The organism is Alteromonas sp. DY56-G5 (genome assembly GCF_041414725.1).
Lineage (GTDB): Bacteria > Pseudomonadota > Gammaproteobacteria > Enterobacterales > Alteromonadaceae > Alteromonas > Alteromonas macleodii.
The window spans coordinates 18,631-44,108 of the sequence record NZ_JANHZQ010000039.1 but is presented as its reverse complement, the minus strand read 5'-3'; the positions used below and the strand labels follow the sequence as shown (position 1 = coordinate 44,108).

At 41.2% G+C, this 25,478-nt stretch carries 29 protein-coding genes and 1 pseudogene; 29 read left to right on the top strand and 1 reads right to left on the bottom strand.

All coding sequences use genetic code 11. From position 1 onward, the window contains the following. Window positions 1–354 precede the first annotated feature (354 nt). From NO989_RS16935 to NO989_RS16805, 27 genes are all read left to right on the top strand, one after another. Window positions 355–1,749: a DUF4397 domain-containing protein gene (locus tag NO989_RS16935; RefSeq protein WP_371342933.1), complete on the top strand. Its 1,395-nt coding sequence runs from the start codon at window positions 355–357 to the stop codon at window positions 1,747–1,749. 132 nt (window positions 1,750–1,881) lie between these two features. Further along, window positions 1,882–3,990, top strand: coding sequence for an ATP-binding protein (locus tag NO989_RS16930; protein WP_371342932.1), 2,109 nt, complete (start codon window positions 1,882–1,884; stop codon window positions 3,988–3,990). A gap of 221 nt (window positions 3,991–4,211) precedes the next feature. Next, complete coding sequence (rplN, locus tag NO989_RS16925; RefSeq protein WP_012519228.1) at window positions 4,212–4,580, top strand: 50S ribosomal protein L14; 369 nt, start codon at window positions 4,212–4,214, stop codon at window positions 4,578–4,580. Between the two features lie 12 nt (window positions 4,581–4,592). After that, window positions 4,593–4,907 (top strand): 50S ribosomal protein L24, encoded by a 315-nt coding sequence (gene rplX / locus NO989_RS16920; protein ID WP_014950912.1) that lies wholly within the window; start codon window positions 4,593–4,595, stop codon window positions 4,905–4,907. Window positions 4,908–4,924: 17 nt separating this feature from the next. Further along, on the top strand, window positions 4,925–5,464 hold the full coding sequence (gene rplE, locus NO989_RS16915) for a 50S ribosomal protein L5 (protein ID WP_012519226.1): 540 nt from the start codon (window positions 4,925–4,927) through the stop codon (window positions 5,462–5,464). A 12-nt stretch (window positions 5,465–5,476) separates the two neighbouring features. Beyond that, window positions 5,477–5,782 (top strand): 30S ribosomal protein S14, encoded by a 306-nt coding sequence (gene rpsN / locus NO989_RS16910; protein WP_012519225.1) that lies wholly within the window; start codon window positions 5,477–5,479, stop codon window positions 5,780–5,782. A 13-nt stretch (window positions 5,783–5,795) separates the two neighbouring features. Beyond that, on the top strand, window positions 5,796–6,188 hold the full coding sequence (rpsH, locus tag NO989_RS16905; protein ID WP_012519224.1) for a 30S ribosomal protein S8: 393 nt from the start codon (window positions 5,796–5,798) through the stop codon (window positions 6,186–6,188). Window positions 6,189–6,201: 13 nt separating this feature from the next. Continuing rightward, a complete protein-coding gene (gene rplF, locus NO989_RS16900; protein WP_014950909.1) occupies window positions 6,202–6,735 on the top strand; it encodes a 50S ribosomal protein L6 in 534 nt (177 codons plus the stop codon). Window positions 6,736–6,747: 12 nt separating this feature from the next. After that, window positions 6,748–7,101: a 50S ribosomal protein L18 gene (rplR, locus tag NO989_RS16895; protein WP_014950908.1), complete on the top strand. Its 354-nt coding sequence runs from the start codon at window positions 6,748–6,750 to the stop codon at window positions 7,099–7,101. A gap of 9 nt (window positions 7,102–7,110) precedes the next feature. Then, entirely contained in the window at window positions 7,111–7,611 is a 501-nt protein-coding gene (gene rpsE / locus NO989_RS16890) for a 30S ribosomal protein S5 (protein ID WP_012519221.1), read from the top strand. 6 nt (window positions 7,612–7,617) lie between these two features. Continuing rightward, window positions 7,618–7,797, top strand: coding sequence for a 50S ribosomal protein L30 (gene rpmD / locus NO989_RS16885; protein WP_014950907.1), 180 nt, complete (start codon window positions 7,618–7,620; stop codon window positions 7,795–7,797). Window positions 7,798–7,800: 3 nt separating this feature from the next. After that, a complete protein-coding gene (gene rplO / locus NO989_RS16880) occupies window positions 7,801–8,235 on the top strand; it encodes a 50S ribosomal protein L15 (protein WP_014950906.1) in 435 nt (144 codons plus the stop codon). Between the two features lie 5 nt (window positions 8,236–8,240). After that, a complete protein-coding gene (gene secY / locus NO989_RS16875) occupies window positions 8,241–9,560 on the top strand; it encodes a preprotein translocase subunit SecY (RefSeq protein WP_014977524.1) in 1,320 nt (439 codons plus the stop codon). Window positions 9,561–9,598: 38 nt separating this feature from the next. After that, window positions 9,599–9,715 carry a 50S ribosomal protein L36 gene (gene rpmJ / locus NO989_RS16870; RefSeq protein ID WP_012519217.1) on the top strand — a complete coding sequence of 39 codons (117 nt, stop codon included), beginning with the start codon at window positions 9,599–9,601 and terminating at the stop codon, window positions 9,713–9,715. A gap of 175 nt (window positions 9,716–9,890) precedes the next feature. Next, the gene (rpsM, locus tag NO989_RS16865; protein ID WP_012519216.1) at window positions 9,891–10,247 is read left to right on the top strand and encodes a 30S ribosomal protein S13; all 357 of its coding nucleotides are present in this window, start codon (window positions 9,891–9,893) and stop codon (window positions 10,245–10,247) included. 14 nt (window positions 10,248–10,261) lie between these two features. Further along, a complete protein-coding gene (rpsK, locus tag NO989_RS16860) occupies window positions 10,262–10,654 on the top strand; it encodes a 30S ribosomal protein S11 (protein ID WP_012519215.1) in 393 nt (130 codons plus the stop codon). A gap of 24 nt (window positions 10,655–10,678) precedes the next feature. Further along, window positions 10,679–11,299, top strand: a complete 621-nt coding sequence (rpsD, locus tag NO989_RS16855) for a 30S ribosomal protein S4 (protein WP_012519214.1) — start codon at window positions 10,679–10,681, stop codon at window positions 11,297–11,299. Window positions 11,300–11,318: 19 nt separating this feature from the next. Beyond that, entirely contained in the window at window positions 11,319–12,308 is a 990-nt protein-coding gene (gene rpoA, locus NO989_RS16850) for a DNA-directed RNA polymerase subunit alpha (RefSeq protein ID WP_039226687.1), read from the top strand. Between the two features lie 41 nt (window positions 12,309–12,349). Next, entirely contained in the window at window positions 12,350–12,751 is a 402-nt protein-coding gene (gene rplQ, locus NO989_RS16845; RefSeq protein ID WP_012519212.1) for a 50S ribosomal protein L17, read from the top strand. Window positions 12,752–12,981: 230 nt separating this feature from the next. Next, window positions 12,982–14,028, top strand: a complete 1,047-nt coding sequence (locus NO989_RS16840) for an HAD family hydrolase (protein WP_371342931.1) — start codon at window positions 12,982–12,984, stop codon at window positions 14,026–14,028. Between the two features lies 1 nt (window position 14,029). After that, window positions 14,030–15,946: a rhamnan synthesis F family protein gene (locus tag NO989_RS16835; RefSeq protein ID WP_371342930.1), complete on the top strand. Its 1,917-nt coding sequence runs from the start codon at window positions 14,030–14,032 to the stop codon at window positions 15,944–15,946. A gap of 3 nt (window positions 15,947–15,949) precedes the next feature. Further along, a complete protein-coding gene (locus NO989_RS16830) occupies window positions 15,950–16,930 on the top strand; it encodes a hypothetical protein (RefSeq protein WP_371342929.1) in 981 nt (326 codons plus the stop codon). Further along, window positions 16,927–18,138, top strand: a complete 1,212-nt coding sequence (locus tag NO989_RS16825; RefSeq protein WP_371342928.1) for a glycosyltransferase family 2 protein — start codon at window positions 16,927–16,929, stop codon at window positions 18,136–18,138. Before NO989_RS16830 ends, NO989_RS16825 begins: the two co-directional genes overlap by 4 nt. Window positions 18,139–18,143: 5 nt before the next feature. Beyond that, a complete protein-coding gene (locus tag NO989_RS16820; RefSeq protein ID WP_371342927.1) occupies window positions 18,144–18,845 on the top strand; it encodes a hypothetical protein in 702 nt (233 codons plus the stop codon). 96 nt (window positions 18,846–18,941) lie between these two features. After that, on the top strand, window positions 18,942–19,787 hold the full coding sequence (locus NO989_RS16815) for a hypothetical protein (protein ID WP_371342926.1): 846 nt from the start codon (window positions 18,942–18,944) through the stop codon (window positions 19,785–19,787). Window positions 19,788–19,834: 47 nt separating this feature from the next. After that, entirely contained in the window at window positions 19,835–20,248 is a 414-nt protein-coding gene (locus tag NO989_RS16810) for a sulfatase (protein ID WP_371342925.1), read from the top strand. Between the two features lie 8 nt (window positions 20,249–20,256). Beyond that, complete coding sequence (locus tag NO989_RS16805; RefSeq protein ID WP_371342924.1) at window positions 20,257–20,541, top strand: hypothetical protein; 285 nt, start codon at window positions 20,257–20,259, stop codon at window positions 20,539–20,541. 390 nt (window positions 20,542–20,931) lie between these two features. Here NO989_RS16805 and NO989_RS16800 read toward each other — a convergent pair. Beyond that, window positions 20,932–21,045, bottom strand: a pseudogene (locus NO989_RS16800) (transposase); the annotation flags it as partial. 759 nt (window positions 21,046–21,804) lie between these two features. Here NO989_RS16800 and NO989_RS16795 point away from each other — a divergent pair. Both NO989_RS16795 and NO989_RS16790 read left to right on the top strand, forming a co-directional pair. After that, window positions 21,805–22,782, top strand: a complete 978-nt coding sequence (locus NO989_RS16795; protein ID WP_371342923.1) for a hypothetical protein — start codon at window positions 21,805–21,807, stop codon at window positions 22,780–22,782. 90 nt (window positions 22,783–22,872) lie between these two features. Beyond that, on the top strand, window positions 22,873–25,449 hold the full coding sequence (locus NO989_RS16790) for a glycoside hydrolase family 99-like domain-containing protein (protein ID WP_371342922.1): 2,577 nt from the start codon (window positions 22,873–22,875) through the stop codon (window positions 25,447–25,449). Window positions 25,450–25,478 lie beyond the last annotated feature (29 nt).

Below are 25,478 nucleotides of genomic sequence, written 5' to 3'. Positions count from 1 at the left end.
GAACACTCCGAATTTCACTATGCCTATTAGATCAAAGCCCCAGACTTTCGTCTAGGGCTTTTTCAACAGTCTGAGCCTGCTTATGCAGGCTTTTTTTGTTTCAGTTTTGTGCTCGGTTTGCTTACGTTTATTCGCACACCTATGCCTTTTGCCAGCATTTTTCGAAGCTTGAATGTCAAGTTTCCATAAAGAAAGGTCAGCTTTGCAAAGTTGACGTAAAGCTGCGAACTAAGCCCTATTCACATAGCCATATCGCTGTATTGTGCGTGCCAAGATCAGCACTCTCTACATGTGCCTATTTGCTTTAACGCAGGCTTTATCCAACCAAGAACAACTTCAAAGGACATTCAATTTATGCAATTGACCTCTCAATCTTTGCTTCGTGGAACATGGTTCCAAGCAGTGGCAATTGGGCTTATTGCACTGCTTGGGCTTACCGCTTGTGGTGGCTCAGGCAGCAGTAGCTCAGATTATTCGTATGCTTACATTCAGTTTTACAACGCTTCGCCTAACGGTGCCAATGTAGAAATGCGTGAAGTTGATGGCGATAGCTTTGGCTCTGCTCAATTTGGTGATACTACGTCAATGTACTCTATGGATGATGGAGAATTAGAACTCGAGTTCATTCGAACTGATTCAGACGACCAAGAAGTACTTATTGACGAGATTACCGTTAACTTAAAAACCGGTTATAAGACCATTGTTGTTATGAGTGGTGACTTTAGTAACCCTGTTTTTACCACCTATTCTTATAAGCGCGAAACATTGGAAGATCATTTCCGCCTATTCGCTTTGTCGGTAGCAGTAGATGAATCTTCTTATGATTTCTACATGAGTGAGTCTGGCGACCCGTTTGAAGCAGCCAACTTCCTTGGCACGGTTACAACGGGCGACATGATTGAATTTGACTTCTGGGATGCAGATGATGACAGTGAATACTTCGATGAGGGCGAGTACACGATTTATTTGACCGAACCAGGAAGTGACGATGTTGTCTTTGAATCGCAAACCATCGATTTTGTATACGAAACTGAGTATCTGATGACACTGCGCGATGTCAGTGGCGCCATTCAAGAAGGGCTAGTTGTAGACACTATTCTTAACTCTTCATCAGTAACGGCGCTTACAGATGTAGAAGCAGATTCACAGTATCGTATTTACAATTCTACGAATCTAGATGCAGAGCTTCAGGTTACCTTTGGTGGAAACACTGATGAAGAGGACGTCAGTTTTACACTCGCGGCAGGCGAGTTGTCTGAGTTTAGCACTATCCGCTATGGCGATTATCGCGTTACCGTAACCGACCCATCAGGTACAGTAACGTCATTGAGCAACAAGCTAATTACACTTAATCAGGGTGAGAGTAAGGCTATTCTCATCTACAACACCAACAATAAATTAGGCGCAGCAACCTTTGTAGAAAGTGGTTTGCCTCAGGCCTACGATAAGACAGTAAACTTCATCAACCTAGTTAGCGACTTTGATGACGTAGACTTCTACTTGGTAAGAAATGACGAAACCATTGATACTGCTGAGTACGATATACAGAATCTTGAATTTGCTGAAAGTACCAGTGAAGTGCTGCCGTCAGACTACTATGAAGTGATTGCCGTATACGAAGATGACAACGAGGAGCAGGTGCTGCTTGATAGAACCGCGCTGTTTGGTTTTACAGAGGAAGAAAACTATATAGTTACTGTTGAGCCAGCGGATACGCCAACGGGATATGAAATTAACGTGCTTTATTAATCGGTTAGTACATTTATTATACTAATTGATAAGGGTGAAAACTTTCATCTGCGTGTAATTCACGTAAGTTTAAAAGGTCAACGCAAAAAACGTTGGCCTTTTTACTTGCTGTCCGGGAGGGCGTAAATCCTCATGAGTATCATTAAAGATCTACAAACCATATCAAATGACAAAGCGCTTTCATTTGATAAAAAACTCGAGAGCTTGCTAAGCATAGGAACGGAAATACTCGGGTTGGAAACAGGGATTGTAAGTAACATTCGAGGCGATAATTATCGTGTGCTTAGCGTTATTACGCCCGACAACGACATACCATTAAATACGACCTTCGCATTACCAGATACTTACTGTGCAGACGTGGTGAACAGCGATGCTGTTGTGGCTTATCACAATATAGATACTGCGCCAGGTGCCTCGCATCCGTGTTTTGAAAAATACACATTAAAGAGTTATCTCGCTTCACCAGTGCGAGTACATGGTGAATTTTTCGGTACAGTAAACTTCTCATCTCTCGGTCCACGGGACACACCCTTTACGCCCTTAGAGATGGATTATTTACTTTTGCTTGCTTCGTGGATAGGCAACGAATTAGAGCGTCAACAAGCGATAAGTAATCTCAATGCGCAAAAAGCGATATTAGAAGAGAGAAACTCGTTATTACACCAAGTGACTAACCTTGCCGGTGTAGGTACATGGGAATTAAATATTGATACCGGAGCATTGATTTGGTCTGGTGCACTGAAGCGAATGCTGCATGTGCATGGTGAAAAAGTAGTAAAGCCAGAAGACGTGATCAAATTCGTGGTTGATGAAGACCAGCGGAATAAATACGTCGCCCAGTTCAATCAGATGATGAAAACCGGCGAAGACTTTTCCTATGAACTTGAAGTTCGCACCGATGCGGGAGAAACTCGTTGGTTACAAAGCCGCGCTCATCCGGTCATGGAAAATGACCGTTGCGTTAAGGTAATTGGTGCTACAGTTGATATTACGCAGCTTCACATGGACAAGGCAATGCTGCAGCAAAAAACGGATATGGCAGAAAGCGCCTTGAAAGCACGAAGTGAGTTCCTTGCGAATATGAGCCATGAAATAAGAACACCAATTCATGGGGTTCAGGGCATGCTTGAGGCACTTATTAGTTCCTCGCTAAATTCTACCCAGCTAGAACATGCCTCTATTGCTATGAAAAGTGCAGATTCATTACTCAACATCGTGAATGATATATTGGATTTTTCTAAAATCGACTCTGGCAACATGTCGTTTGAAGAATCGCCCACCAACCTTGCTGACACCATAGAAGAGCAAGTGCCGATGTTCACGCGGCTAGCTCACGAGAAAGGTATTGAACTTTCAGTAAGCACAAAGGGGGTTGAGGGCAAAACCTTCATAGCTGACAAACTAAGAATTGGGCAAATTCTGATTAACCTATTGAATAACGCCATTAAATTCACAAAAGAGGGGAAGGTAACGGTTGAAACTAAAAGCACCCGATACGGAAAAGGGCGGTTCAGAGTAAAATTAATCGTGACTGATTCAGGGATCGGAATTAGCGAGCAACAGCAAAAGCTCATTTTCTCGCCGTTCGTTCAGGCAGAAAACTCGACGCAGCGAAGGTACGGTGGCACAGGCTTAGGCTTGTCTATAGTCAGTCAAATCGTGAAACATTACGGTGGTAAAATTGAGGTGTGTAGCGATTTAGGCGTGGGGGCGCGATTTATCGTAACCCTCATGCTAGACGATGCTAACGCAGGCACCGTAGCCGAAAAAGCATGTGGCCATAATGCTGTTTATATCCCGTCTAAACAGGAACTGAGCGCGTTTAAAGCACTAATTGTTGAAGACAATGAAATAAATCAGCTTGTCATTAAAGAGCAACTAAAAGAGATAGGTATTGCAGCCGATTTAGCCGAAAACGGTGAAGAGGCAGTAGAAAAAGTTAAAGGCTCAATAAAGGGAAAGTCACCCTACGCTATCATTTTGATGGACTGCCATATGCCTGTAATGGATGGATTAGAGGCGACGAAGCTCATTAGGTCAATGGGAGACAAGGCACGGGATATCCCAATAGTTGCATTAACCGCAAATGCGCTAACCGGCGACAAAGAAAAATGCTTGAAATCGGGCATGGACGACTTCATATCAAAGCCTGTTGGTGTAAGTCGGTTGAAAGAATGTATTTATAAGCATTTGAGTAAGCAGCTTGTTAGCAATGAAAATCGCCTAAAAGATCCTGCTTGATAACCTATGACGTGGTTATCAGCCCCGGCTTTTAGTCGGGGCTTTTTTATTGCCCACATAGTTTAAAAATAATTCAATTTACCGCTATCACTTCGAAAAGTTTTCTGTTATTATTTCGCGCCCTTTTTATGGGGGTATGTACATAAAAGCAACGACATCCAGTTGTTTTTAGCAGCACTAACGACTCGGGAGAGTCTTAATTTTAAGAGCGGAGCACTAACATGATCCAAATGCAAACTAACCTGGACGTTGCAGACAACAGCGGCGCTCGCAGGGTTCAGTGTATTAAGGTTCTTGGTGGCTCGCATCGCCGTTATGCAGGTATCGGTGACATCATCAAAGTTACTGTTAAGGAAGCAATTCCTCGCGGTAAAGTTAAAAAAGGTGACGTACTGAATGCAGTGGTGGTGCGTACTAGAAAAGGCGTTCGTCGTGCAGATGGTTCTACCATTCGTTTTGACGGTAACGCGGCTGTTATGCTTAATGCTAACAAGCAACCAATTGGTACGCGTATCTTTGGCCCGGTTACCCGTGAGTTGAGAAGTGAAAACTTCATGAAAATCATCTCATTGGCCCCAGAGGTACTATAAGGAGTCACGATAATGGCTAATAAAATTCGTCGTGATGATGAAGTAGTCGTATTAGCGGGTAAAGACAAAGGCAAACAAGGCAAAGTCCTTAAAGTGCTTATTGCTGATAACCGTGTAATTGTAGAAGGCGTTAATCTCGTTAAGAAGCACACTAAGCCAAACCCACAACTGGGCGTAGCTGGTGGCATCGTTGAGAAAGAAGCTTCTATTCACGTTTCTAATGTTGCGATTGTTAACCCGGCAACGGGCAAAGCAGATCGCGTTGGTTTCCGTTTCGAAGATGAGAAGAAAGTACGTTTCTTCAAGTCTAACGGCGAACTTGTTTAATTATATTGGAGAGTACGATGGCGAAACTGCATGATTTCTATAAAGAAACAGTAGTAGCTGAACTTGCTAAGCAGTTCGGATACAAAAGCGTCATGCAAGTCCCTCGGATTGAAAAAATCACTCTAAACATGGGTTTAGGTGAAGCAGTTGCTGACAAAAAGGTACTTGAGAATGCTCAAGCTGACATGACGGCTATCGCCGGTCAGAAGCCTGTTGTTACAGTTGCTAGAAAATCAGTAGCGGGTTTTAAAATCCGTGAAGGTTATCCGATTGGCTGTAAAGTAACCCTACGCGGCGAGCGTATGTGGGAATTCCTAGAGCGTTTGATTTCAATCGCTATCCCACGAGTTCGCGACTTCCGTGGTTTGAATCCTAAATCATTCGACGGACGTGGTAACTACAGCATGGGCGTGCGTGAGCAAATCATTTTCCCTGAAATCGATTTCGATAAAGTGGATAAGGTTCGCGGTATGGATATCACTATCACTACCAGTGCGAATACAAATGACGAAGCACGTGCTCTGCTGGACGCGTTTAACTTCCCATTCAAAAAGTAGGGGTGTAGGGTTATGGCAAAAGAATCAATGAAGGCACGCGAAGCTAAGCGTACTAAGCTAGTAGCTAAGTATGCTGAGAAGCGCGCCGCACTTAAAGCGATTATCAGCGATGTTAACGTTTCTGAAGAAGAGCGTTGGGACGCTGTTCTGAAGCTACAACAACTGCCACGTGACTCTAGTTCTTCACGTCAACGTAACCGTTGCCGTGTAACTGGTCGTCCACATGGTTACCTACGCAAATTCGGTCTTAGCCGTATTAAGCTTCGCGAAGCAGCGATGCGCGGTGAAGTCCCTGGCCTTAAGAAAGCCAGCTGGTAAGGAGTAGCTGATAATGAGCATGCAAGATCCTATCGCGGATATGTTTACCCGCATCCGTAACGGCCAGATGGCACAGAAAGTTTCTGTAACTATGCCTTCTTCAAAACTTCGCGTTGCAATCTGTGAAGTATTGAAAGCTGAAGGTTATATTACTGACTTCGCTGCTTCTGGTGACGTTAAGCCTGTTTTAGAAGTTACGCTTAAGTACTTCGAAGGCAAGCAAGTAATTGACACTATCGAACGTGTAAGCCGTCCTGGTCTGCGCATCTATAAGAAAAAAGATGAGCTTCCAAAGGTTATGGGTGGTTTAGGCGTAGCTATCGTGTCGACTTCTAAAGGTGTGATGACTGACCGTGCAGCGCGTAACGCTGGCATGGGCGGTGAGATCATCGGTTATGTAGCATAACGGAGGAGTTGAAATGTCACGTATAGCAAAAGCCCCAGTAGACGTTGTATCAGGTGTAGAAGTTTCTATCTCTGGTCAAGAAGTTACTGTTAAAGGTAGTAAAGGCACTTTGACCCGCGTTTTCAACGACGCTGTAGAAGTTGCACAGGAAGAGAACCAACTTAAAGCACTTCCACGTGAAGGCTTTGTTGACGGTTGGGCACAGGCTGGTACTGCGCGCTCTATCCTTAACGCAATGGTTCAAGGTGTTTCAGAAGGTTTTGAGAAAAAACTTCAGTTGTTAGGTGTTGGTTACCGTGCACAAGCACAAGGTAACAAACTAAACCTTACACTAGGTTTCTCTCACCCTGTAGCATACGAAATGCCTGAAGGCATTACGGTTGAAACTCCTAGCCAAACTGAAATCGTCGTTAAAGGCGCCGATAAGCAGGTGGTTGGTCAGGTTGCGGCGAACATTCGTGGTTACCGTCCACCAGAGCCTTACAAAGGTAAAGGTGTACGTTACGCTGACGAACACGTACGTCGTAAAGAAGCTAAGAAAAAGTAGGTGGGTGATACGATGGATAAGAAAACAGCTCGCATTCGTCGCGCTACTCGCGCACGAGCAAAAATTCGTGAACTGGCCGCGCATCGCTTGGTAGTTAACCGTACACCTCGCCACATCTACGCTCAGCTAATCGCTCCATGCGGTTCTGAAGTGTTGGCAGCGGCTTCAACTGTTGAGAAAGATCTTGCAAAAGATCTTAAGTCTACAGGTAACGCTGAAGCAGCGACGGTAGTCGGTAAAGCAATCGCAGAGCGCGCGCTTGAGAAAGGCATTAAAACAGTGGCTTTCGATCGCAGTGGTTTCCAATACCACGGTCGCGTTAAAGCATTAGCTGATGCAGCTCGCGAAGCTGGTCTTCAGTTCTAGGAGTTTATAATGGCTAAACAAGACGTTCAAAATGGTGAATTTCTAGAGAAATTGATCGCCGTAAACCGCGTATCTAAAGTGGTTAAAGGTGGTCGTATCTTTAGTTTCACTGCATTGACAGTAGTGGGTGACGGTAACGGTCGCGTTGGTTTTGGTTACGGTAAGGCACGTGAAGTACCTGCTGCAATCCAAAAAGCAATGGAAAAGGCACGTCGCAACATGGTTGACGTAGACCTTAACGGTCACACGTTACAGCACCCGATTAAAGGTCGTCACTCTGGCTCTAAAGTTTACATGCAGCCAGCATCTGAAGGTACCGGTATTATTGCCGGTGGTGCGATGCGTGCAGTACTTGAAGTAGCTGGTGTACAAAACGTACTTTCAAAATGTTACGGCTCTACAAACCCAATCAACGTTGTACGTGCAACAATCAACGCGCTGACAGAAATGAACAGCCCGGCGAAAGTTGCTGCGAAGCGTGGATTGTCTGTAGAAGAAATTTTGGGGTAATCAGACATGGCAACGATTAAAGTAAAGCAAACTAAAAGTGCAATTGGCCGTCTGCCAAAGCACAAAGCTACGCTTAAAGGTTTAGGCCTTCGTAAAATCAACCATGTTCGTGAACTGGAAGATACCCCAGCCGTTCGTGGCATGATCAACCGTGTATATTACATGGTTGAGATAGTGGAGGAGTAATACATGCGTTTAAATACAATTTCTCCAGCCGAAGGTTCAAAGCCTACTGGTAAGCGTTCTGGTCGTGGTATCGGCTCAGGTCTTGGTAAAACGAGTGGCCACGGTCACAAAGGTCAAAAAAGCCGTTCAGGTGGCCGCGTTAAGCCAGGATTCGAAGGTGGTCAGATGCCTATCCAGCGTCGTCTTCCTAAGTTCGGTTTCACTTCACGCAAGAGCTTTGTTACTGATCAAGTAACTCTTGCTGAAATCGCGAAGGTTGATGGTGATACTGCGTCTCTTGAGACTTTAAAAGCAGCTGGTATCGTTAAGAAAGAAATCCAGTTCGTTAAAGTTGTTAAGAGCGGTGAAGTTTCACGCGCTGTTACAGTAAGCGGGTTAAAGGTTACTAAAGGCGCTAAAGAAGCGATTGAAGCTGCTGGCGGTAAAGTAGAGGAATAAGCTAGATGGCTAAACCAGGATTGGATTCAGGCGCTAAAAGCGGCTTGAGTGAGCTTAAGGCAAGATTGTTGTTCGTACTTGGTGCGATTGTTGTATTCAGACTAGGTTCTTACGTTCCTATCCCTGGCATCGATCCAGCTGTACTTGCTGACTTGTTCGAGCAACAAAAAGGCACCATTGTAGAAATGTTTAACATGTTCTCTGGTGGTGCGCTTGAGCGTGCATCCGTTCTGGCTTTGGGCATTATGCCATACATTACTGCATCCATTATCATGCAGTTGCTCTCGGTGGTTCACCCACCGATGGTGGAGCTTAAAAAAGAAGGCGAAGCAGGCCGTCGTAAAATTAGTCAGTACACGCGTTATCTAACGCTTGTATTGGCTATCTTCCAATCAATTGGAATTTCGACTGGTTTGCCTAACCTGATTAATGGATTGGTGATAAACCCTGGCTTCGGATTCTACTTTACGGCAGTGGTGAGTCTAGTCACAGGAACTATGTTCCTTATGTGGTTGGGTGAGCAAATTACCGAACGAGGTATTGGTAACGGTATCTCTATATTGATTTTTGCTGGTATTGTTGCCGGTCTGCCAACAGCGATAGGTCAGACTGCGGAACAAGCAAGGCAGGGCGACATTAACTTGTTGTTCCTACTGTTGATTGGCGTGATTGTTATCGCTCTTACATACCTAGTTGTATTTGTAGAGCGCGGACAGCGCAGAATTGTGGTAAACTACGCAAAACGTCAGCAAGGCCGTCAGGTTTTTGCTGCGCAAAGCACCCATTTACCGCTGAAAGTCAACATTGCTGGTGTAATTCCACCAATCTTTGCTTCTAGCATTATTCTGTTCCCGGGTACCATCGCAGGATGGTTCGGACAGAATGAATCAACAGCGTGGTTGCAAGATGTAGCGCTTATGCTATCTCCTGGTCAACCGCTGTACGTGATGTTATATGCAGCTGCGATTATCTTCTTCTGCTTCTTCTACACGGCGTTGGTTTTCAACCCGCGTGATACAGCAGATAACTTGAAGAAATCTGGTGCGTTCATCCCAGGCATCCGCCCGGGTGAGCAAACGTCACGATACATTGACAAGGTAATGACTCGCCTTACACTGGCTGGCGCACTGTACATAACCTTTATTTGTTTAGTGCCTGAATTCATGCTAATTGCTTGGAATGTGCCGTTCTACTTCGGTGGTACGTCGCTTCTCATTATCGTAGTAGTTATCATGGACTTTATGGCACAAGTACAGACACATTTGATGTCTAGTCAATATGAGTCTGTGCTGAAGAAAGCTAACCTTAAAGGCTACGGCCGATAAGTTAGCCCCTTAATATTGATAGAAAGGGGAAAGATGTAATGAAAGTTCGTGCATCAGTAAAAAAGATTTGCCGTAACTGTAAAGTTATCAAGCGCAACGGTGTTGTGCGTGTAATTTGCAGTTCTGACCCAAAGCATAAGCAGCGTCAGGGCTAATCTAAGCGGAACAAGATATTCGCAAAGCTAAGTAAGCAGAACCTAGATAGTACTTGTCTGGTTCTGCTAGTTTTGTTTTAAAGTATTTTGAACCTTAATTTGCAATTTAGTCGACGGGTAAGTATCCTATCGGGCTTTTTAGGTCGTCGACAAATAAACAAGAGGAGTGCTGTTAATGGCCCGTATCGCTGGCATTAACATTCCTGAGCACAAGCATGCTGTAATCGCTATCCAAGCGATCTATGGCGTTGGTCCCACACGTGCGAAAAGCATTTGTGCGGGTGCTGGTGTTGCAGAAAATACAAAAATCAAAGAGCTAGACGAAGCTACTATTGATAAGCTTCGTGACGAAGTGGCTAAATTCACCGTTGAAGGTGACCTACGCCGTGAAGTCTCTATGAGCATCAAACGTTTGATGGACCTGGGTTGCTTCCGTGGTATTCGCCACCGTCGTAGCTTGCCTCTACGTGGTCAGCGCACTAAAACTAATGCGCGTACCCGTAAAGGTCCTCGTAAGCCAATTAAGAAGTAAACGGGGAGTAAGTTATGGCTAAAGCACCAGCTCGTAGCACGCGTAAGCGCGCTAAACGTCAGGTTGCAGACGGTATGGCTCATATCCATGCGTCTTTCAACAACACAATTGTGACTATTACAGACCGTTCAGGCAATGCACTAGCATGGGCGACATCTGGTGGTTCAGGTTTCCGTGGTTCACGTAAATCTACCCCATTTGCTGCACAGGTAGCTGCTGAGCGTGCAGGTGTTGCTGCACAAGAATACGGTCTTAAGAACCTTGAAGTTTTCGTTAAAGGTCCAGGTCCAGGCCGTGAGTCTGCGATCCGTGCTCTTAACGCTACAGGTTATAAGATCACAAACATTACCGATGTGACCCCTATTCCTCACAACGGTTGTCGTCCACCGAAAAAACGTCGCGTTTAATCGACGGACAGTTGGAGAAAGATCATGGCAAGATATTTGGGTCCAAAACTCAAACTTAGCCGTCGCGAAGGAACAGACCTGTTCCTAAAAAGCGGCGTTCGCGCAATCGATTCTAAATGTAAAATCGATACAGCGCCTGGTCAGCACGGTGCCCGTCGTGGCCGTCTGTCTGACTACGGTGTTCAGCTGCGTGAAAAACAAAAAGTTCGTCGTATGTACGGCGTTCTGGAAAAGCAATTCCGCAACTACTATAAAGAAGCTGCACGTCTAAAAGGCAACACAGGTGAAAACTTGCTACAGCTTTTAGAACAGCGTCTTGATAACGTAGTTTACCGTATGGGTTTCGCTAGCACTCGTGCAGAAGCACGTCAGCTAGTTAGCCACAAGGCGATCATGGTAAATGGTCAAGTTGTGAACATCCCATCGTTTAACGTTTCTGCCGAAGACGTGGTTTCTGTTCGTGAAAAGGCTAAGAAGCAAGCGCGTATCGTTGCTGCTTTGGAACTGGCTGACCAACGTGAGAAGCCAACCTGGATTGAAGTAGACAGCAGCAAAATGGAAGGCACTTTCAAGCGCGTTCCTGAAAGAACTGACCTGTCTGCGGAAATTAACGAACAGTTGATCGTCGAACTTTACTCTAAGTAAAGCTAACTAAAGAGGAAGCATTGTGGGTTCTGTGACTGAATTCCTAAAACCGAGATTAGTTGAGATCGAAAACGTTTCTCCTACTCGTGCCAAAGTAACTTTGGAACCACTAGAGCGCGGCTTTGGCCATACTCTAGGTAACGCCCTACGTCGTATTTTACTGTCATCTATGCCAGGATGTGCAGTTACCGAGGTAGAAATTGACGGCGTTCTTCACGAGTACAGCACCAAAGAAGGTGTTCAGGAAGACGTAATTGAAATCTTGCTAAATCTTAAAGGTTTAGCGGTTCGCCTTGAAGGTAAAACTGAGGCAACCCTAACTCTAGTGAAATCTGGCGCTGGCCCTGTTGTTGCTGGTGATATTCAGCATGATGGCGACGTAGAAATTACAAACCCTGACCACGTTATTTGTACTTTAACTGGCGAAGCTGAAATCAGCATGCGCATTAAAGTAGAAATGGGTCGCGGTTATGTACCAGCTTCTACCCGTCGCTCCTCTGAAGAAGATGATCGTCCAATTGGTCGTTTGTTAGTTGACGCTTCATACAGCCCAGTTGAACGTATTGCTTACAGTGTAGAGTCTGCTCGTGTTGAACAACGCACAGACCTAGACAAACTAATCATCGACATGGAGACGAACGGTACTTTGGATCCTGAAGAAGCGATCCGCCGTTCTGCTACTATCCTAGCTGAACAGCTAGATGCATTCGTAGACCTACGTGATGTGTCTGAGCCAGAAGCGAAAGAAGAGAAGCCAGAATTCGATCCGATTCTGCTTCGTCCAGTAGATGACCTAGAGCTGACAGTACGTTCTGCAAACTGTTTGAAAGCAGAAGCTATCCAGTACATTGGTGACCTGGTACAGCGCACTGAGGTTGAGCTACTTAAAACGCCAAACCTTGGTAAGAAATCGCTAACTGAAATCAAAGATGTTCTAGCATCTCGTGGTCTTTCTCTAGGTATGCGCCTAGAAAACTGGCCGCCAGAGAGCATCGCTGAAAAAGATTAATCAGGTTTTTATCAAACTGATTTGTAGAGAAGGATAAAACTATGCGCCATCGTAAGAGTGGTCGTCAGTTGAATCGCAACAGCAGCCATCGTCAAGCTATGTTCAAAAACATGGCCGGTTCTTTGGTCAAGCACGAAGTGATCAAAACTACGTTACCAAAAGCGAAAGAATTACGTCGCGTAATCGAGCCTCTAATCACTATGGCTAAAGAAGATAGCGTTGCAAACCGCCGTCTAGCTTTTGCCCGCACTGGTGACAAAGAGGTTGTAGGTAAACTATTCAACGAGCTTGGTCCTCGTTACGAAGCTCGTCCAGGCGGTTACACTCGCATTCTTAAATGCGGTTTCCGTGCTGGCGACAATGCCCCAATGGCATATGTTGAGCTAGTTGACCGTCCAGTTGTAGAAGCTGAAGAAGAAGCAGTAGAAGCAACTGAAGAGTAATTAATACTCGATTAGAAAAAGGGCCTGAGTGAAAACTCAGGCCCTTTTTTTTGTACAGCATTCCTTGCAAACATTCACAAAAGGGAAGTCATACTTGGCTTAATAATTTGTGATGTTGTTATAATCTCAACAAGACGTAATATTACAAAGAATGTTATCATTAAAGCTGTATTGCATTATATCTACATAACTGCAAGTAGAATTCACCCACATGTAGAGATTTAACTACCATGTTAGAAAGTATTTCCCTAAGGGAATTTGGGTATAATTTCTTAGGCCCTATACTTAGTAAATACGTAGCTGAAGTATATAAAAAACTCAACACTTACGATCAACCTGTTTCAGTTTTCCATCTTGCACGAGAAGGTTATGCGCTTAAAAGAGCGTTTGAATTATATTCAGATGCTTCATCCTATAATTCTACTTATTTATTAGCATCGCGTACCTTTCTATTTAGAATTTCTCTTGATATTGAAGAATCTTGGCCTTTAAGTGTAGGTCATAATTTTACCGGAACCTTGGCCGAATTTTTACGGTCTAGGTACGCTTTTACCGCACTTGAAGCAGAGCAAATTCTAAGGGATGAAGATAGCAACAAATTGGTGTCCTTACCTAAAGATACCAATGAAATATGTCGCGTTTTAAAGTCAAATCTCACGTTAATATCCTCTATAATCAGTGAAAGTAAGCAAGCCTATCTAAGTTACCTTAGTAGTATCGGTTTCCTTAACAAAGGCTCTCATCCTCTCGTATTAGATGTAGGCTATTCCGGCACAATTCAAAAGCTATTAACATTAATCACTTCTAGTCAGGTTAATGGAATATACATGATTACGACGTCTTCGAAGACCGGTTATATCAACACGACTCCTTACTCTATTGACCATGTATTCAATACAAATGTTAAATTGGGAGAAGGTTATCTAATGTTAGATAGATCTATGTTTTTGGAGGCATTGCTAACATCTCCAAATGGACAATTTGTAGATATTATCAAAGGAAGTGAAGCAGGTTCTTATTCTTTTTGCTACGGCAAGCGCAACTATACACAAGAAAACTTCGAAAAATTAGAACATGTTTTTATGGGCGCACTTGCCTGTGTTTCTGACGCTAAAAAACATGGTTTTAGCTATTCGGTAGATGAAATAGAAGAGTTGTACGAAAAATATGTAACCCAACGTAACCTTTTACCTAGAGCCTCTTGGCCTTTATTCGTGCTTGATGATGCTATATCGGGTCATTCTGATTTACACCCTTTGAATTTCTTTGGTCTTTAAAATGTTATCTAAACTTAAACGTCTAATTCGACGCGTACAGCAATCGTTAGAATTATTAGCTAGACCGAGAACGGCTAAAGCTTTTAATAAAGCGAAAAAAGAAGGGCTCTTCAATTTAACTTGGTATGAAGAACATTATGGTTCTTTTCCGCACGAACTTGCAGCTTTCAAAGATTACTTAGACAAATCGACATCTTGCAACGTTAATCCATCCGCACATTTCGATACTGAAAGGTATTTAAGAGCAAACATGGACCTATATTTAGGGCTAAAAAATCCTCTCCTACATTATATGTATCATGGTAAAAAAGAGGGTAGATCAAAATTTGATGTTTGTGATACTTGGTTACCAAGTGAAGTTTTAATTGCTAAAGATACTGCGTCTTGGCGAAATCAAAAAATTGCCGTCGTTCTTCATATATTCTATGAAGATTTCGTTGCCAAGTTTGCAAATACATTGAAACAGTTTCCTACAGATATAGATGTATTTGTCACTGCTTCTTCAGCATCTATAAAGCAGCGTTCTCTAAAGTCCTTTAACAGCATTAACAATGTAAAAAATGTCAAAGTAGAGATAGCGGAAAATAGGGGACGAAACTTTGGACCGTTTCTCGTTAACTTCAGTAAAGATTTGCTCAACTATGATTTGATGTGCCATATGCACTCAAAAAAATCTTTATACAGCGGCAGGGAACAGACACAGTGGTTTGATTATTTGAACCACTTTATGTTGAAAGATAAACATGTAGTTAAATCTTTATTACGCCTGTTTGACGAACACTCTGATCTGGGTGTCTACTACCCAACCTCATTTTGGATGATGCCGCCTTGGGTAAACCATTGGACATGTAATAAGGCGTTTGCCAGCGAATTTGTTGATCAATGGGGCATTGATTTAACCGATAACTTTATTAACTACCCTGTAGGTGGAATGTTCTGGGCTCGCCCCAAAGCATTAAAGCCGATGTTAGATAGGTCTTATATATATTTAGACTTTCCTGAAGAACCCTTACCGAATGATGGAAGTTGGTTGCATGCTCTCGAGCGTACAATAGGCTTGTTGGCCGAAAAAGAGGGATTCAGCCAATTTTTCTATTATCCACCACATGGCAAGTTCACTAAAGATAAGAGCTACATTAGTTCTAGTTATTATAAGCCGCCTGAGAATCTTCTAAATGATTTAAGGGGGTTTGACATTGTTTCTTTTGACGTCTTCGATACTGTTTTGCGTAGACGTTACACAGAACCAGATTACGCTAAACTAAAACTTGCTAAAGAATTAGTAAAGGCAGGGTATTTCGAAAACGAAGAAATCTTTATAAAAGCTAGAAACGACGCTGAATATCAGTGCCGTTTGCAAAAAGGTTTCAAAGGAGACGTTTCAATATTCGAAGCCTATGAAAAATTAAGTCAAGCAGTAGAGATACCCACAGAAACTAGTAAAGCGTGGGCCGAAAGAGAATTTGAGCATGATTTACTAATGGCACTCCCTAAGGACGAAATGGTTAAAGTAGTTCAAGAGTTGCATTCGTTAGGAAAGGAAATTTGGTTTGTAACCGACATTTATTATACGCAAGCACAAATAGTTCAAATGTTAAAAGTTATTGGCATTTCTGTTCCGTATCAGCTTTTTGTAAGCTCAGACTTAGGAAAAAGAAAAGACGCTGGAACCATGTGGGAACATATTAAGTCTTTAGTAGACGCTGATAAAAAAAGCTTTGTACATGTAGGTGACAATGTTCGTTCCGACGCGCAAATATGTGGTGATTTTGGTTTGCAGAATATGCACATATTAAACCCAATAGATAAGTGGCAAGTTGCCAACTTGATGCGCCCAGACTTTTCTAGTGAACAAAATATCATTAAATGGGGAAAACAAATTTCTCATTTCGGAAGATACCCTTTTTTCGGTGAATAAATAATGAAGTTATTTTTACATGTTGGCCCTCATAAAACGGGGACTACACTAATACAAAAGACTATGCTCGACAATCAAGGCATATTGCTTCAACAAGGTCTCTTCTATCCAAAGCGTTTTTTTCGCATATTTGGGCATCATCTTTTCAGAGATAAGCTTTTAGAAAAACGTCTTTCCGACGAAGATGTGGCTTTTTTAGAGCACACGGGAAAAAACGTGCTTCTTTCAAGTGAAGACCTGATATCTCTTAGCGAAGAACATTTTTTATATTTAAAAGAAAGGCTAGCAAACTTCGATATCGAAGTTATATACGCGTGGCGACGTACTAATAAAAAATTGTTTTCAATTTGGCAAGAGTATGTAAAACATGGTGGGCAAGATACGTTTTTTGAGTATCACTTTCCACATATAGCAAGACCAGCAACAAGTGGAATGTTGTCACCTGATGTGAAGCTTAATATGCTAGCAAGAGTGTTTGGAAAGCCAAATATCTCAATTATAGACTATGATGCAGCAGCAAAAGCTGACAATTTATTAGATTTGTTTTGCAAAAAAGTGGGTTTATCAAACGCATCTACACTTAATGTTCCATTAAAAGATAAAAACGCCAGTAACAAATCGATGCGGTTCGCCGAATCAGAGCTTCTTAGAGCATTTAATTGTTATTTTGCGAAAACTTCGGGATTGACTGGCGTTACGGTAAGGTTAGCGTTCAATGAACACAGAGAGCGCTTAGATCAGCAAGTGTTGGGAGAGCTATTAAAAATAATAGAAAGCGATGCTGTTTACGTAAACGCTGATAGATACTTTATTGACCAGCGAAGCGAAAACATATTAAAGAGTGAATTTGCGTCTTGTCTTTTAAACTATGAAGAAAACCCGTTAAGCCATTCATTTAATATTAGCAGTCAAAAGTGGTTGGTAGACAAGAATGCTTCTACTTTGTTCGAAACGTTAGCTAAGCAGTTACAAGCTTTTTTATGATCAATTTATTTAAATCGAAGAAAAACCAAATAAAAACTAAAATTGTTGCTGTGGCAAAGGATGAAGGGGCATATCTTGCCGAATGGGTACATCATCACTTGTTTTTAGGGTTCGATGCTATTGATATATATATAAATCGAACAAGCGATAATTCGTTAGAAATATTACATAAAATCTCTGAAAAATATCCACAAGTGAATTATTTTACGGCCGACTGGGTTGACCTTTGTTCGGCAGAGGTAGGTGGTAAAATTCAGGAAATCACTTATGCGCTGGCGCTTGATAAAGAAAAACAAAGTAAAAATTTTGACTATCTAATGTATTTAGATATTGATGAATTTTGGATGCCCAAAGACTTAGCTACCGACATCAATAGCGTGATTTCTAAACTTAAATGCCCTGACTCGGTATCTTTTCAATGGATTAACGAACTAGGTAGACCAGAAGCATTTAGCCCTTTAGCAAAGGATATAGTTGGAAGAAGACATAAGCTAGTTAAAACAGCGTTTAAAGTGTCTGACAAAGTACAAAAAGTTCTACTGCACTTACCGATCATATCTAGAGCGAAAATGCTTTTAGTTGATGGGAAAGATTACAAACCCAATGAGGGGCAACACGAGCAGCTTAATGAATCACTTTCTTATGATAGAGAAGTGATGATCATTCATAGAATGTTTCGTTCACCTATGGAATATGTTTCGCTACTGAATAGAGGTAGACCTTCAAGTAAACAATCTCAAATCAAAACAAATCGCTCTGGATATAACAGATGCATGGGTGAAGACACCACTTTTTCCTTAGACGGAAAAGCCTATCAAAATTATCACCAAAGCTACGCAAACTTCTTAATAGAGACTTCTTTATCGAAAGAAATAGACAAAGCACAGAAGTTCATAAAACAGCGTTACCAAAACTGCATTAAAGCTATCTCAGAGATAGATGATAACGATGCTGCGAAAGCTGTAAGAGCTTTTCAATTCACTAATGATGTTATTTATAGTGAATTAGTGAAGAAGTTTGGTAATGATAAGTTTATCGCCTCTATTGGTAGACCGGTGGTGTTGAGAGAAATGGCTTCTTATTTCTCTAATATAGATTTAAAAGTTGCACTGGCCTACATTAACAGGGCCAAAGAGCTACATCCAAAGGGGCCCCAAATTCTAGATATGCATAAGCGTATAGTTGATATGGCTGAGAAGCGTTCGTAACCATAATGAAGATTCTTAGTACATTTAAAAAATTTAGACCGCGTTTAAGTAATTTAGTTAGTGCATCGGAAGTTCTATGGCTTTCCCACCATATTCCTAAAACAGCGGGAACATCTTTAAAAGCATGCTATGACGAAGCGCTTGGGCGTCGCCAAATATACAATTTGTATAACCCAGTATTGGTGAAGCAATTTGCTAGTGGTAATTCATTAGATTTGCCCAAAGGTACAAGATTAATACACGGTCATTACCAGCCCCACCCTAAACAGCTGGAGTATTTCCCAAGCGCTCAACGAATTGTTTGGGTTAGGGACCCCGTGGCTAGAGCATGGTCAGTGCTAAAACACTTGGTTAGAGTTCAACAACACAAAAAAGAGTTTGTGCTGTTGAAAGAAAAGTTTGGTGAACGAATTCACAAACCTGATCATGAAATACTAGATTACTTCTTAAAGCGTTCTGAATTTAGACACATGAACCGGCCTTATCAAAACTACTTTGATAAGGTTTCCATTGATGACTTTGCTTTCGTTGGTGTTACTGAGAATTTTAGCAAAGACATTAAAACGCTGAGTAACTTGATGAACGTTGAGTTAGCGAACAAAAAGCTGAATGTTATCGCCTCAAATAGTGTTATTGACAAAGATGACTTTAAACATTATTTGAAAGACGAATATAAAGTAATCCGTAATTTTATATCGTACGACTAAAAGCAGTATTTTAAGGAATATAAAGGAACGCGAATGTACGAGTTCTCCATTGCCTCTCCGCACAAGAATGTGTTGTGGTACGACTATAGAGTATTTGTGAATACTAAACATGAGCTTGAAAAGCTAGGATGTGTTTACAAAAAAAACGCCCGAAACCGAATATACTTATTAAGTCCACCTGTAAGAAATTATTATGAGGACGTTAGACATTTCGATAAAGAAGCGAATAACCTAGCTATAATCTATTCGCACTTCGAAAAAGTAGACAATTTTCAAGGTTTCAATAAGGTTTTCGCTCCTAGCAATCTAGTGCTAAGCTTTTTCCTCCAACAAAGGAAAAGTGCGTCACGCTGGTTTAAAAAAAATACATTTTTGGATTCAAAAAGAAAGTTAGAAATTTTACCCCCTTTTTCATCTCTGACTAAAAAAGAAGGCAAAGCAAACTTACCGCAGTGTGACCTTAGTTTTATTGGCTCCCCACGTATTAGACCAATAGTAGAAGATATTTTACCTATAGTAGAGAAGCATAATCTTACTTTTCATCTTTACGGCCCTGGTTGGGAGCGCTACTCAGGTAACCCTTCTGCTAAAAATTATGTAGTGGCGAAAACCATTGAATATAACCAGTTTTCAGACCTAGCTTTGGCATCGAAAATTTGCTTGGTAGATCATCATCAAAGTATGAATGATATTGGTGCAGTTAGTCATAAGTATATGGATCATATTCACAGCGGAGCTTTTGTTATAAGTGATAAAAACAAAGATGCCATAAAGAACTATGAAGGTGTTTGTTATACTTCCAAAAGCGACTTAGAAGAACTAGTACAATTCTACTTAGGGGATGCTAATGCTAGAGAAGAAAAGCGACTAAGACAGCGTGGGTTAACTAAAAGTAATACGACAGCGAATGCAGCTAAAGCGTTGATGAAGCACTTCGTTTAGGTGCTATTACACAAACGTCAAATTATTCAAAGTAAAGGAATACGAACATGAAAACTAAATTAATTAGTCTGTTTATGGCGGTGATGTTGTTTGGGTGTGGCGGGCAAAGTGAAAGCTCGTTGGTTTCTATAGGTGAAAAAGACACTGAATCCAAACAGCCTAATGTTATTATAATTTTTACTGATGACCATGGATACGCAGATTTAGGAAGTCAAAATCAAGTTTCTGATATTCATACCCCTAATATTGATCTCCTTGCAAATAATGGTGTTCGATTTTCCAACGGCTATGTCACTGCACCTCAATGTGCTCCCTCTCGCGCTGGTCTGTTGACTGGAAAATACCAGCAGACTTTTGGTTTCGATGAAAATAAACATGGCCCGTTAGACACAAAAGTACCTACTATCGCAGATGCGTTCAAAGAGCTTGGATACACAACTGGGATGATGGGGCTCCATTAGGGCGTACGATGGAAGACGAGCCGCTAACGAGATACGGAGTGTGGGATGGTTCATTGAACATTCCGCTTGCAGGTGAAAAGGGAATGCTAACCGAAGGTGGAATAAAGGTACCATTTATAGCTTATTGGCAAGGTAAACTTCAAGCAGGGTTAGTAGTTGACACCCCTGTAGTAACCCTTGATATCGCCAAAACAGCATTGAGTTTGGCAGGGATGCCATCGGAAAAATTGGAAAGCTACGACGGGGAAGAGCTAATGCCTCTCATGACTAAGGGGGTAGAAACAGAAACGTAGATTGAACGCCCAATCTTTTGGCGCTTTTATGAGCAAAGAGCAATTAGAAAAGGTGATTGGAAGTATCTGCAAGCAGGTGTAGCAAGAAAGTATCTTTTTAATCTTAAAGATGATCCAAAGGAGCGCATTAACCTCATACAAGATTACAAAGAAAAAGCAGCAGAGTTGAATGATATTTATGAGCAATGGGATAAGGGTAACAAAAGGGTAGATCCTTATAAAGAGCTCTTTAAGCCATTTGCAAATCAATATGATTTTTATATGCCTACTTCTTAACGGTATCCGTCCGGTAATCCCTACATTCAATTTATAAATTAGCTAAGGCATGGTGTTCTTTTTGATAAGGAGCAATGACTATGCAGCCAATTCAACTAAGAGATAGACTAGACTGGTGGCATCTGAAATACCGTATTCACGGCAGACTTCTTTGATTAGTCTGCCTGTTTCCATTTCTTTTAAAACCTTTACGATCTGTGGCTCTGTATAACGGGACTTTTTCGTCAGGAGTTCTCCATTCTTGGCTCAGTTTACGCCGAAGAACTCTGAAAAGGTATGCCGCTGTTTTAGGGGAGGTTTACATAAGCACTATTACTGGCAGTGTGAACAGCATGCCGTAGCTAACCTACAAATTACATATGGGGGTCAAAAGCTTACGGTCGAAAACACTGAATCTTCACAAGATGCTTTGTGATTTGACATGCGATACAATAACCTCGGAGTTTACGTGTAATTACTACTTAGTTATTAAGAAAGCGCACAGATTGACTCAGTCTAAGCTGTCCATCTACGATAGTGTATATTAAAGAGAATTTATGATTCAATAAATATAGGTTATTGATCCACCGTTCTTTTTATTAAAGTAATTAGACACCTGATGTTTGGGATTGGTTATGGAAGACGACTTGAAAACTTGCCCTTACTGTAGTGATTGTAATAAAAGTTTAAAGTTTTGAATTGAGCAATATATAAATAGTAGAAGACAATATTTGCAGCTAGATATTAAGAAAAGTAAAACGCACGTAGCGCAAATATAGTCTTAATAGAAGTTGAACCATTAATACAAATTGCAATTTTATAGCTTAAAAATGTTTGTTGTAAAATTTTTCAATGCTTTTAGGGGGATGAACTCCTAGTGAGAATTGAGATGGATAAAATTTTGTCCGCTATATATGGTAAACGATATTAGCTAGTGTGTCGTCATTTCGCCAAGTGCAGTGTGCTATGGCCTAAACATTTTTAGATTTTCATTCGGTTATTTAAGTTATGTCATTAAAAGAGCTATTGTTAGATTTAGAAGAGTGCGAAGAAGCGTACCTTAAACCAAGTAATGGGCTACACGCTTTTATGCGAGATGCTCAAGAGTTTAGTCCGTTATTAACAATTGAGGGGCAAAATCGTTGTTTTCAGGCTTATATAGAAAACTGTAAAAAGGTCTTGCAAGATGGTATTTTTTCTAGCAATGACAGATATTTACCACCACTTACTCATAAAGTGTGGCTGACTTCCGAAACAGACCCGAAACTACCGCTGGACAGAGTGCTAGTATCAGCTCGTGATTTTTATGCATCTTTTCCGAAAAACTATGAGCATAAAATATGGGTGAATAACGACTGGGTAGCCACTAAGTTGAGTGAATACTTCAGTGAATTTAATATCGCCTTTATTGATATTAATAAAGCAAGTTATACTTTCTCACTTGGTAAAATTATTTCGTCACTTATTACTGATAAGAAATTTGCATTTGCATGCGACCTTCTCAGAATCGAACTGTTAGCTCTTGAAGGCGGCATTTATAGTGACTGGGGCATCAAGTTTCTAGTGAGCGTTCCTGAACTTATAAATAAATTCAGATTTACATTTATTCTTGGTGATGGGGGGTTCTTTCAAAATAGTCTAATGGCCAGTAGTGTTGGCTGCCCATTTTTTAAAAAGTTGGTAAACCTTTTATCTGATCCAGATAACTTAGCTAGCAATACCCTGAAGGATATTAACTCTACAACAGAGGGGTGGTTAGGCGCTGGCCCGCTTATTACTGCGGTATTTCTTTTAACCGTTAGTCCTAAAAGTAAAATACTGCTGTTAAGAGGTAATGGTAAGTGTTTAAAGTGGGCCGCACAAAAGAGCTGGTACACTACTCAAGGTAGCGAGTTGATTGGAGCCAGAGTAGTTGAGGGTTCGCAATTGTCCATTCTGACTTCCAGTAAATTCTGTGAAGAAAATAAAAAAGGCATAATTTTCTAAGTAAATTTAGTTATATCGAAGTTAAGCTAGTCTGGGAATGCAAGGGTTTAATGAAAAACTTTTTCCGAGAAAAATGAGGTAAGAAAGCGGATGAGTGAAGAGCAATATAATTCGAAAAATAATGATAGCACATTATTGAATTTTCTTTTTGACGAAGAGTATTATCGAACAAATAATAAAGATCTGAACGACATAGACATTAGTTATTTAGATCACTATCTTCGCTATGGTTGGAAAGAAGGTCGAGACCCTAGCGCAAGGTTCTGTACAAATTCTTACTTAGAACAAAATAAAGACGTAGCGGATTCTGGGTTATGCCCGCTGTGGCATTTTGTCACTTTTGGTTTTTTAGAAGGGAGGGAAGTTACTCCCACTAATCTCGGTGATAGCACTTCTGAAGCTACTTCTCATTCACTTGACGAATTACTAGAACTCGGAAATAGCGCTAACTTGGCGAACTATCTTTCTGGCAACAAACTAGCAAATTTTTTATTTGACCGGAGTTACTATTTAGACGCGAATAGCGACGTTAGAGATAGCTTAATTGATCCATTTGTTCATTACTTCAATTATGGATGGAAAGAAGGTCGAGATCCGAATAAAAGCATATGTGTTAAAAGTTATATGTCCCAGCATGGTTATCATGATGGCATCGAACCAATTAGCCACTACATATTTTATGGAAAGGAACATGGATTCCAATTATTTAAAACCGGTACGGTTTCTGGCGTAGGCGATGTTTATAAAGACATGATGGCAGTCCATAGAGCTGATGTCAGGAAACCAGAGTATTCCCCGCGATTCAACACGCCATTAAACAAAACCAGTCCGGTAAAAACTATCGCCATGTATTTACCTCAATTCCATCCTTTCAGACAAAACGATGAATGGTGGGGAAAAGGTTTTACAGAATGGCGCAACGTAGCAAAAGCGGTACCTCAGTTCGCTGGTCATTATCAACCAAGGCTTCCTGGCGAGCTTGGTTATTATGATTTGAGGTTAAAAGAGACATTTGAAGCACAAATAAGCCTAGCAAAAGACCATGGTGTTGATGGTTTTTGTTTCCATTATTATTGGTTTGGCGGTACCAGGTTGATGGAAAAGCCACTGGATTTATTTTTAGAAAATAAAGATTTAGATATTGAATTTTGTTTGTGTTGGGCTAATGAAAACTGGACTCGTCGATGGGATGGCTCTGAGAATGATGTTTTGATCGCACAAGAGCATTCTGAGCAAGATAACGAAGATGTGTTTAATGATTTGAACAGATACTTTGCTGACGATAGATATATAAAGGTTGATGGTAAGCCTTTGATAGTAGTTTATCGCCCGGCAATCATACCTGACGTTGAATTGATGTTGACGAGGTGGAGGGAACTGGCCGTCATCGCAGGCTTTGAAGGGCTACACATTTTATGCACAAATGCCTTTGGCTTCAAAAATTACAAAAAACTCGGCTTTGATGGTGTTGTTGAATTTCCACCCCATGATGTTGAGGCTGGGGTTATCAATAGCTCTTTATCTTTACATAATGATGACTTCACCGGATTTGTCTATAATTACACAGACGTTATCTCTTTTTGCAAAGATAGACTCTCCTCGCTAGAAAGTGATAATAAAGCTGACGCATATTATCCAACAGTTATGACTGCTTGGGACAACAGTGCTAGAAAGCCCGGCAAAGGTAACGTATTCCACAATGCAACACCTCAGAAATTTCATGATTGGTTTGATTATGCGTACAATTGGGCTGATAGAAATCACCCGAGCTCTTCGTCTTTCGTTTTCGTAAATGCATGGAACGAATGGGCTGAGGGAACCTACTTAGAACCAGACTTGAGTTATGGCTATGCCTATTTGAACTCTATTAGATCTGCCATTAACGAATATTCAGTAGCCAAAAATAATGTAGTGAATGTTATCCATAAACTACCAGCAGAATCGAGTAAGGCAATTTTTGTCCATATTTATTATGAAGATATGATTGGTGAACTGACTGAAGTTGTTAATGGTGCGAAGTTACATGATGATTTTGACGTAATCGTGACCTATCCTAGTGGGCGTTCTAGTGAATTCCGTGAATCGATTGCCGAAGCATTGAAGCCCAAAGTATTACTCGAAGTCATTAATCGCGGCAGAGATGTTTACCCCTTTTTGTGCGCAATTAGCGAATGTGAAGAATACGGATATGAAGTAGCGCTAAAACTTCACTCAAAAAAATCAAAACATCTAAAACGCGGAGATGAATGGAAACAATCGATTTACGCTTCACTTACTAACAAAGATTGTATTGAGCTGATTAAGAAACTAGATTTTCAGCAAGAAATGTTAGGTATCGTTTGTCCAACCCCAAGCATAAAACAACTTGACCAAGACTCATTGCACTACAATAAAGAGACTATGGAAGAGATCATTGGTCAACTTTTCGGTAATAGTTATGATTTCGACAACAAAAACTTTATTGCCGGAACGATGTTTTGGTTTAACTTCAATATGATGAAACAGATAGTTAATAAATTTGACTATTCAAAACTTTTTGGGCCTGAACTAGGGGCAATCGACGGAACTAGCGCCCACGCGTTTGAACGCTTATTCCTCATCATCGCGGAGATAATGGAGTATAAAATATATCCTTATGACGTCGATGATTATTATTACCCTTATTGAGAGGAAATGACTTCAAACATTAAAAGGTC

Excerpts from the sequence above, each read along its gene's own strand:
- NO989_RS16935 (WP_371342933.1), top strand. The coding sequence starts at position 355 with ATGCAATTGACCTCTCAATCTTTGCTTCGTGGAACATGGTTCCAAGCA.
- NO989_RS16930 (WP_371342932.1), top strand. The coding sequence starts at position 1,882 with ATGAGTATCATTAAAGATCTACAAACCATATCAAATGACAAAGCGCTT.
- rplN (WP_012519228.1), top strand. The coding sequence starts at position 4,212 with ATGATCCAAATGCAAACTAACCTGGACGTTGCAGACAACAGCGGCGCT.
- rplX (WP_014950912.1), top strand. The coding sequence starts at position 4,593 with ATGGCTAATAAAATTCGTCGTGATGATGAAGTAGTCGTATTAGCGGGT.
- rplE (WP_012519226.1), top strand. The coding sequence starts at position 4,925 with ATGGCGAAACTGCATGATTTCTATAAAGAAACAGTAGTAGCTGAACTT.
- rpsN (WP_012519225.1), top strand. The coding sequence starts at position 5,477 with ATGGCAAAAGAATCAATGAAGGCACGCGAAGCTAAGCGTACTAAGCTA.
- rpsH (WP_012519224.1), top strand. The coding sequence starts at position 5,796 with ATGAGCATGCAAGATCCTATCGCGGATATGTTTACCCGCATCCGTAAC.
- rplF (WP_014950909.1), top strand. The coding sequence starts at position 6,202 with ATGTCACGTATAGCAAAAGCCCCAGTAGACGTTGTATCAGGTGTAGAA.
- rplR (WP_014950908.1), top strand. The coding sequence starts at position 6,748 with ATGGATAAGAAAACAGCTCGCATTCGTCGCGCTACTCGCGCACGAGCA.
- rpsE (WP_012519221.1), top strand. The coding sequence starts at position 7,111 with ATGGCTAAACAAGACGTTCAAAATGGTGAATTTCTAGAGAAATTGATC.
- rpmD (WP_014950907.1), top strand. The coding sequence starts at position 7,618 with ATGGCAACGATTAAAGTAAAGCAAACTAAAAGTGCAATTGGCCGTCTG.
- rplO (WP_014950906.1), top strand. The coding sequence starts at position 7,801 with ATGCGTTTAAATACAATTTCTCCAGCCGAAGGTTCAAAGCCTACTGGT.
- secY (WP_014977524.1), top strand. The coding sequence starts at position 8,241 with ATGGCTAAACCAGGATTGGATTCAGGCGCTAAAAGCGGCTTGAGTGAG.
- rpmJ (WP_012519217.1), top strand. The coding sequence starts at position 9,599 with ATGAAAGTTCGTGCATCAGTAAAAAAGATTTGCCGTAACTGTAAAGTT.
- rpsM (WP_012519216.1), top strand. The coding sequence starts at position 9,891 with ATGGCCCGTATCGCTGGCATTAACATTCCTGAGCACAAGCATGCTGTA.
- rpsK (WP_012519215.1), top strand. The coding sequence starts at position 10,262 with ATGGCTAAAGCACCAGCTCGTAGCACGCGTAAGCGCGCTAAACGTCAG.
- rpsD (WP_012519214.1), top strand. The coding sequence starts at position 10,679 with ATGGCAAGATATTTGGGTCCAAAACTCAAACTTAGCCGTCGCGAAGGA.
- rplQ (WP_012519212.1), top strand. The coding sequence starts at position 12,350 with ATGCGCCATCGTAAGAGTGGTCGTCAGTTGAATCGCAACAGCAGCCAT.
- NO989_RS16840 (WP_371342931.1), top strand. The coding sequence starts at position 12,982 with ATGTTAGAAAGTATTTCCCTAAGGGAATTTGGGTATAATTTCTTAGGC.
- NO989_RS16835 (WP_371342930.1), top strand. The coding sequence starts at position 14,030 with ATGTTATCTAAACTTAAACGTCTAATTCGACGCGTACAGCAATCGTTA.
- NO989_RS16830 (WP_371342929.1), top strand. The coding sequence starts at position 15,950 with ATGAAGTTATTTTTACATGTTGGCCCTCATAAAACGGGGACTACACTA.
- NO989_RS16825 (WP_371342928.1), top strand. The coding sequence starts at position 16,927 with ATGATCAATTTATTTAAATCGAAGAAAAACCAAATAAAAACTAAAATT.
- NO989_RS16820 (WP_371342927.1), top strand. The coding sequence starts at position 18,144 with ATGAAGATTCTTAGTACATTTAAAAAATTTAGACCGCGTTTAAGTAAT.
- NO989_RS16810 (WP_371342925.1), top strand. The coding sequence starts at position 19,835 with ATGAAAACTAAATTAATTAGTCTGTTTATGGCGGTGATGTTGTTTGGG.
- NO989_RS16805 (WP_371342924.1), top strand. The coding sequence starts at position 20,257 with ATGGAAGACGAGCCGCTAACGAGATACGGAGTGTGGGATGGTTCATTG.
- NO989_RS16795 (WP_371342923.1), top strand. The coding sequence starts at position 21,805 with ATGTCATTAAAAGAGCTATTGTTAGATTTAGAAGAGTGCGAAGAAGCG.
- NO989_RS16790 (WP_371342922.1), top strand. The coding sequence starts at position 22,873 with ATGAGTGAAGAGCAATATAATTCGAAAAATAATGATAGCACATTATTG.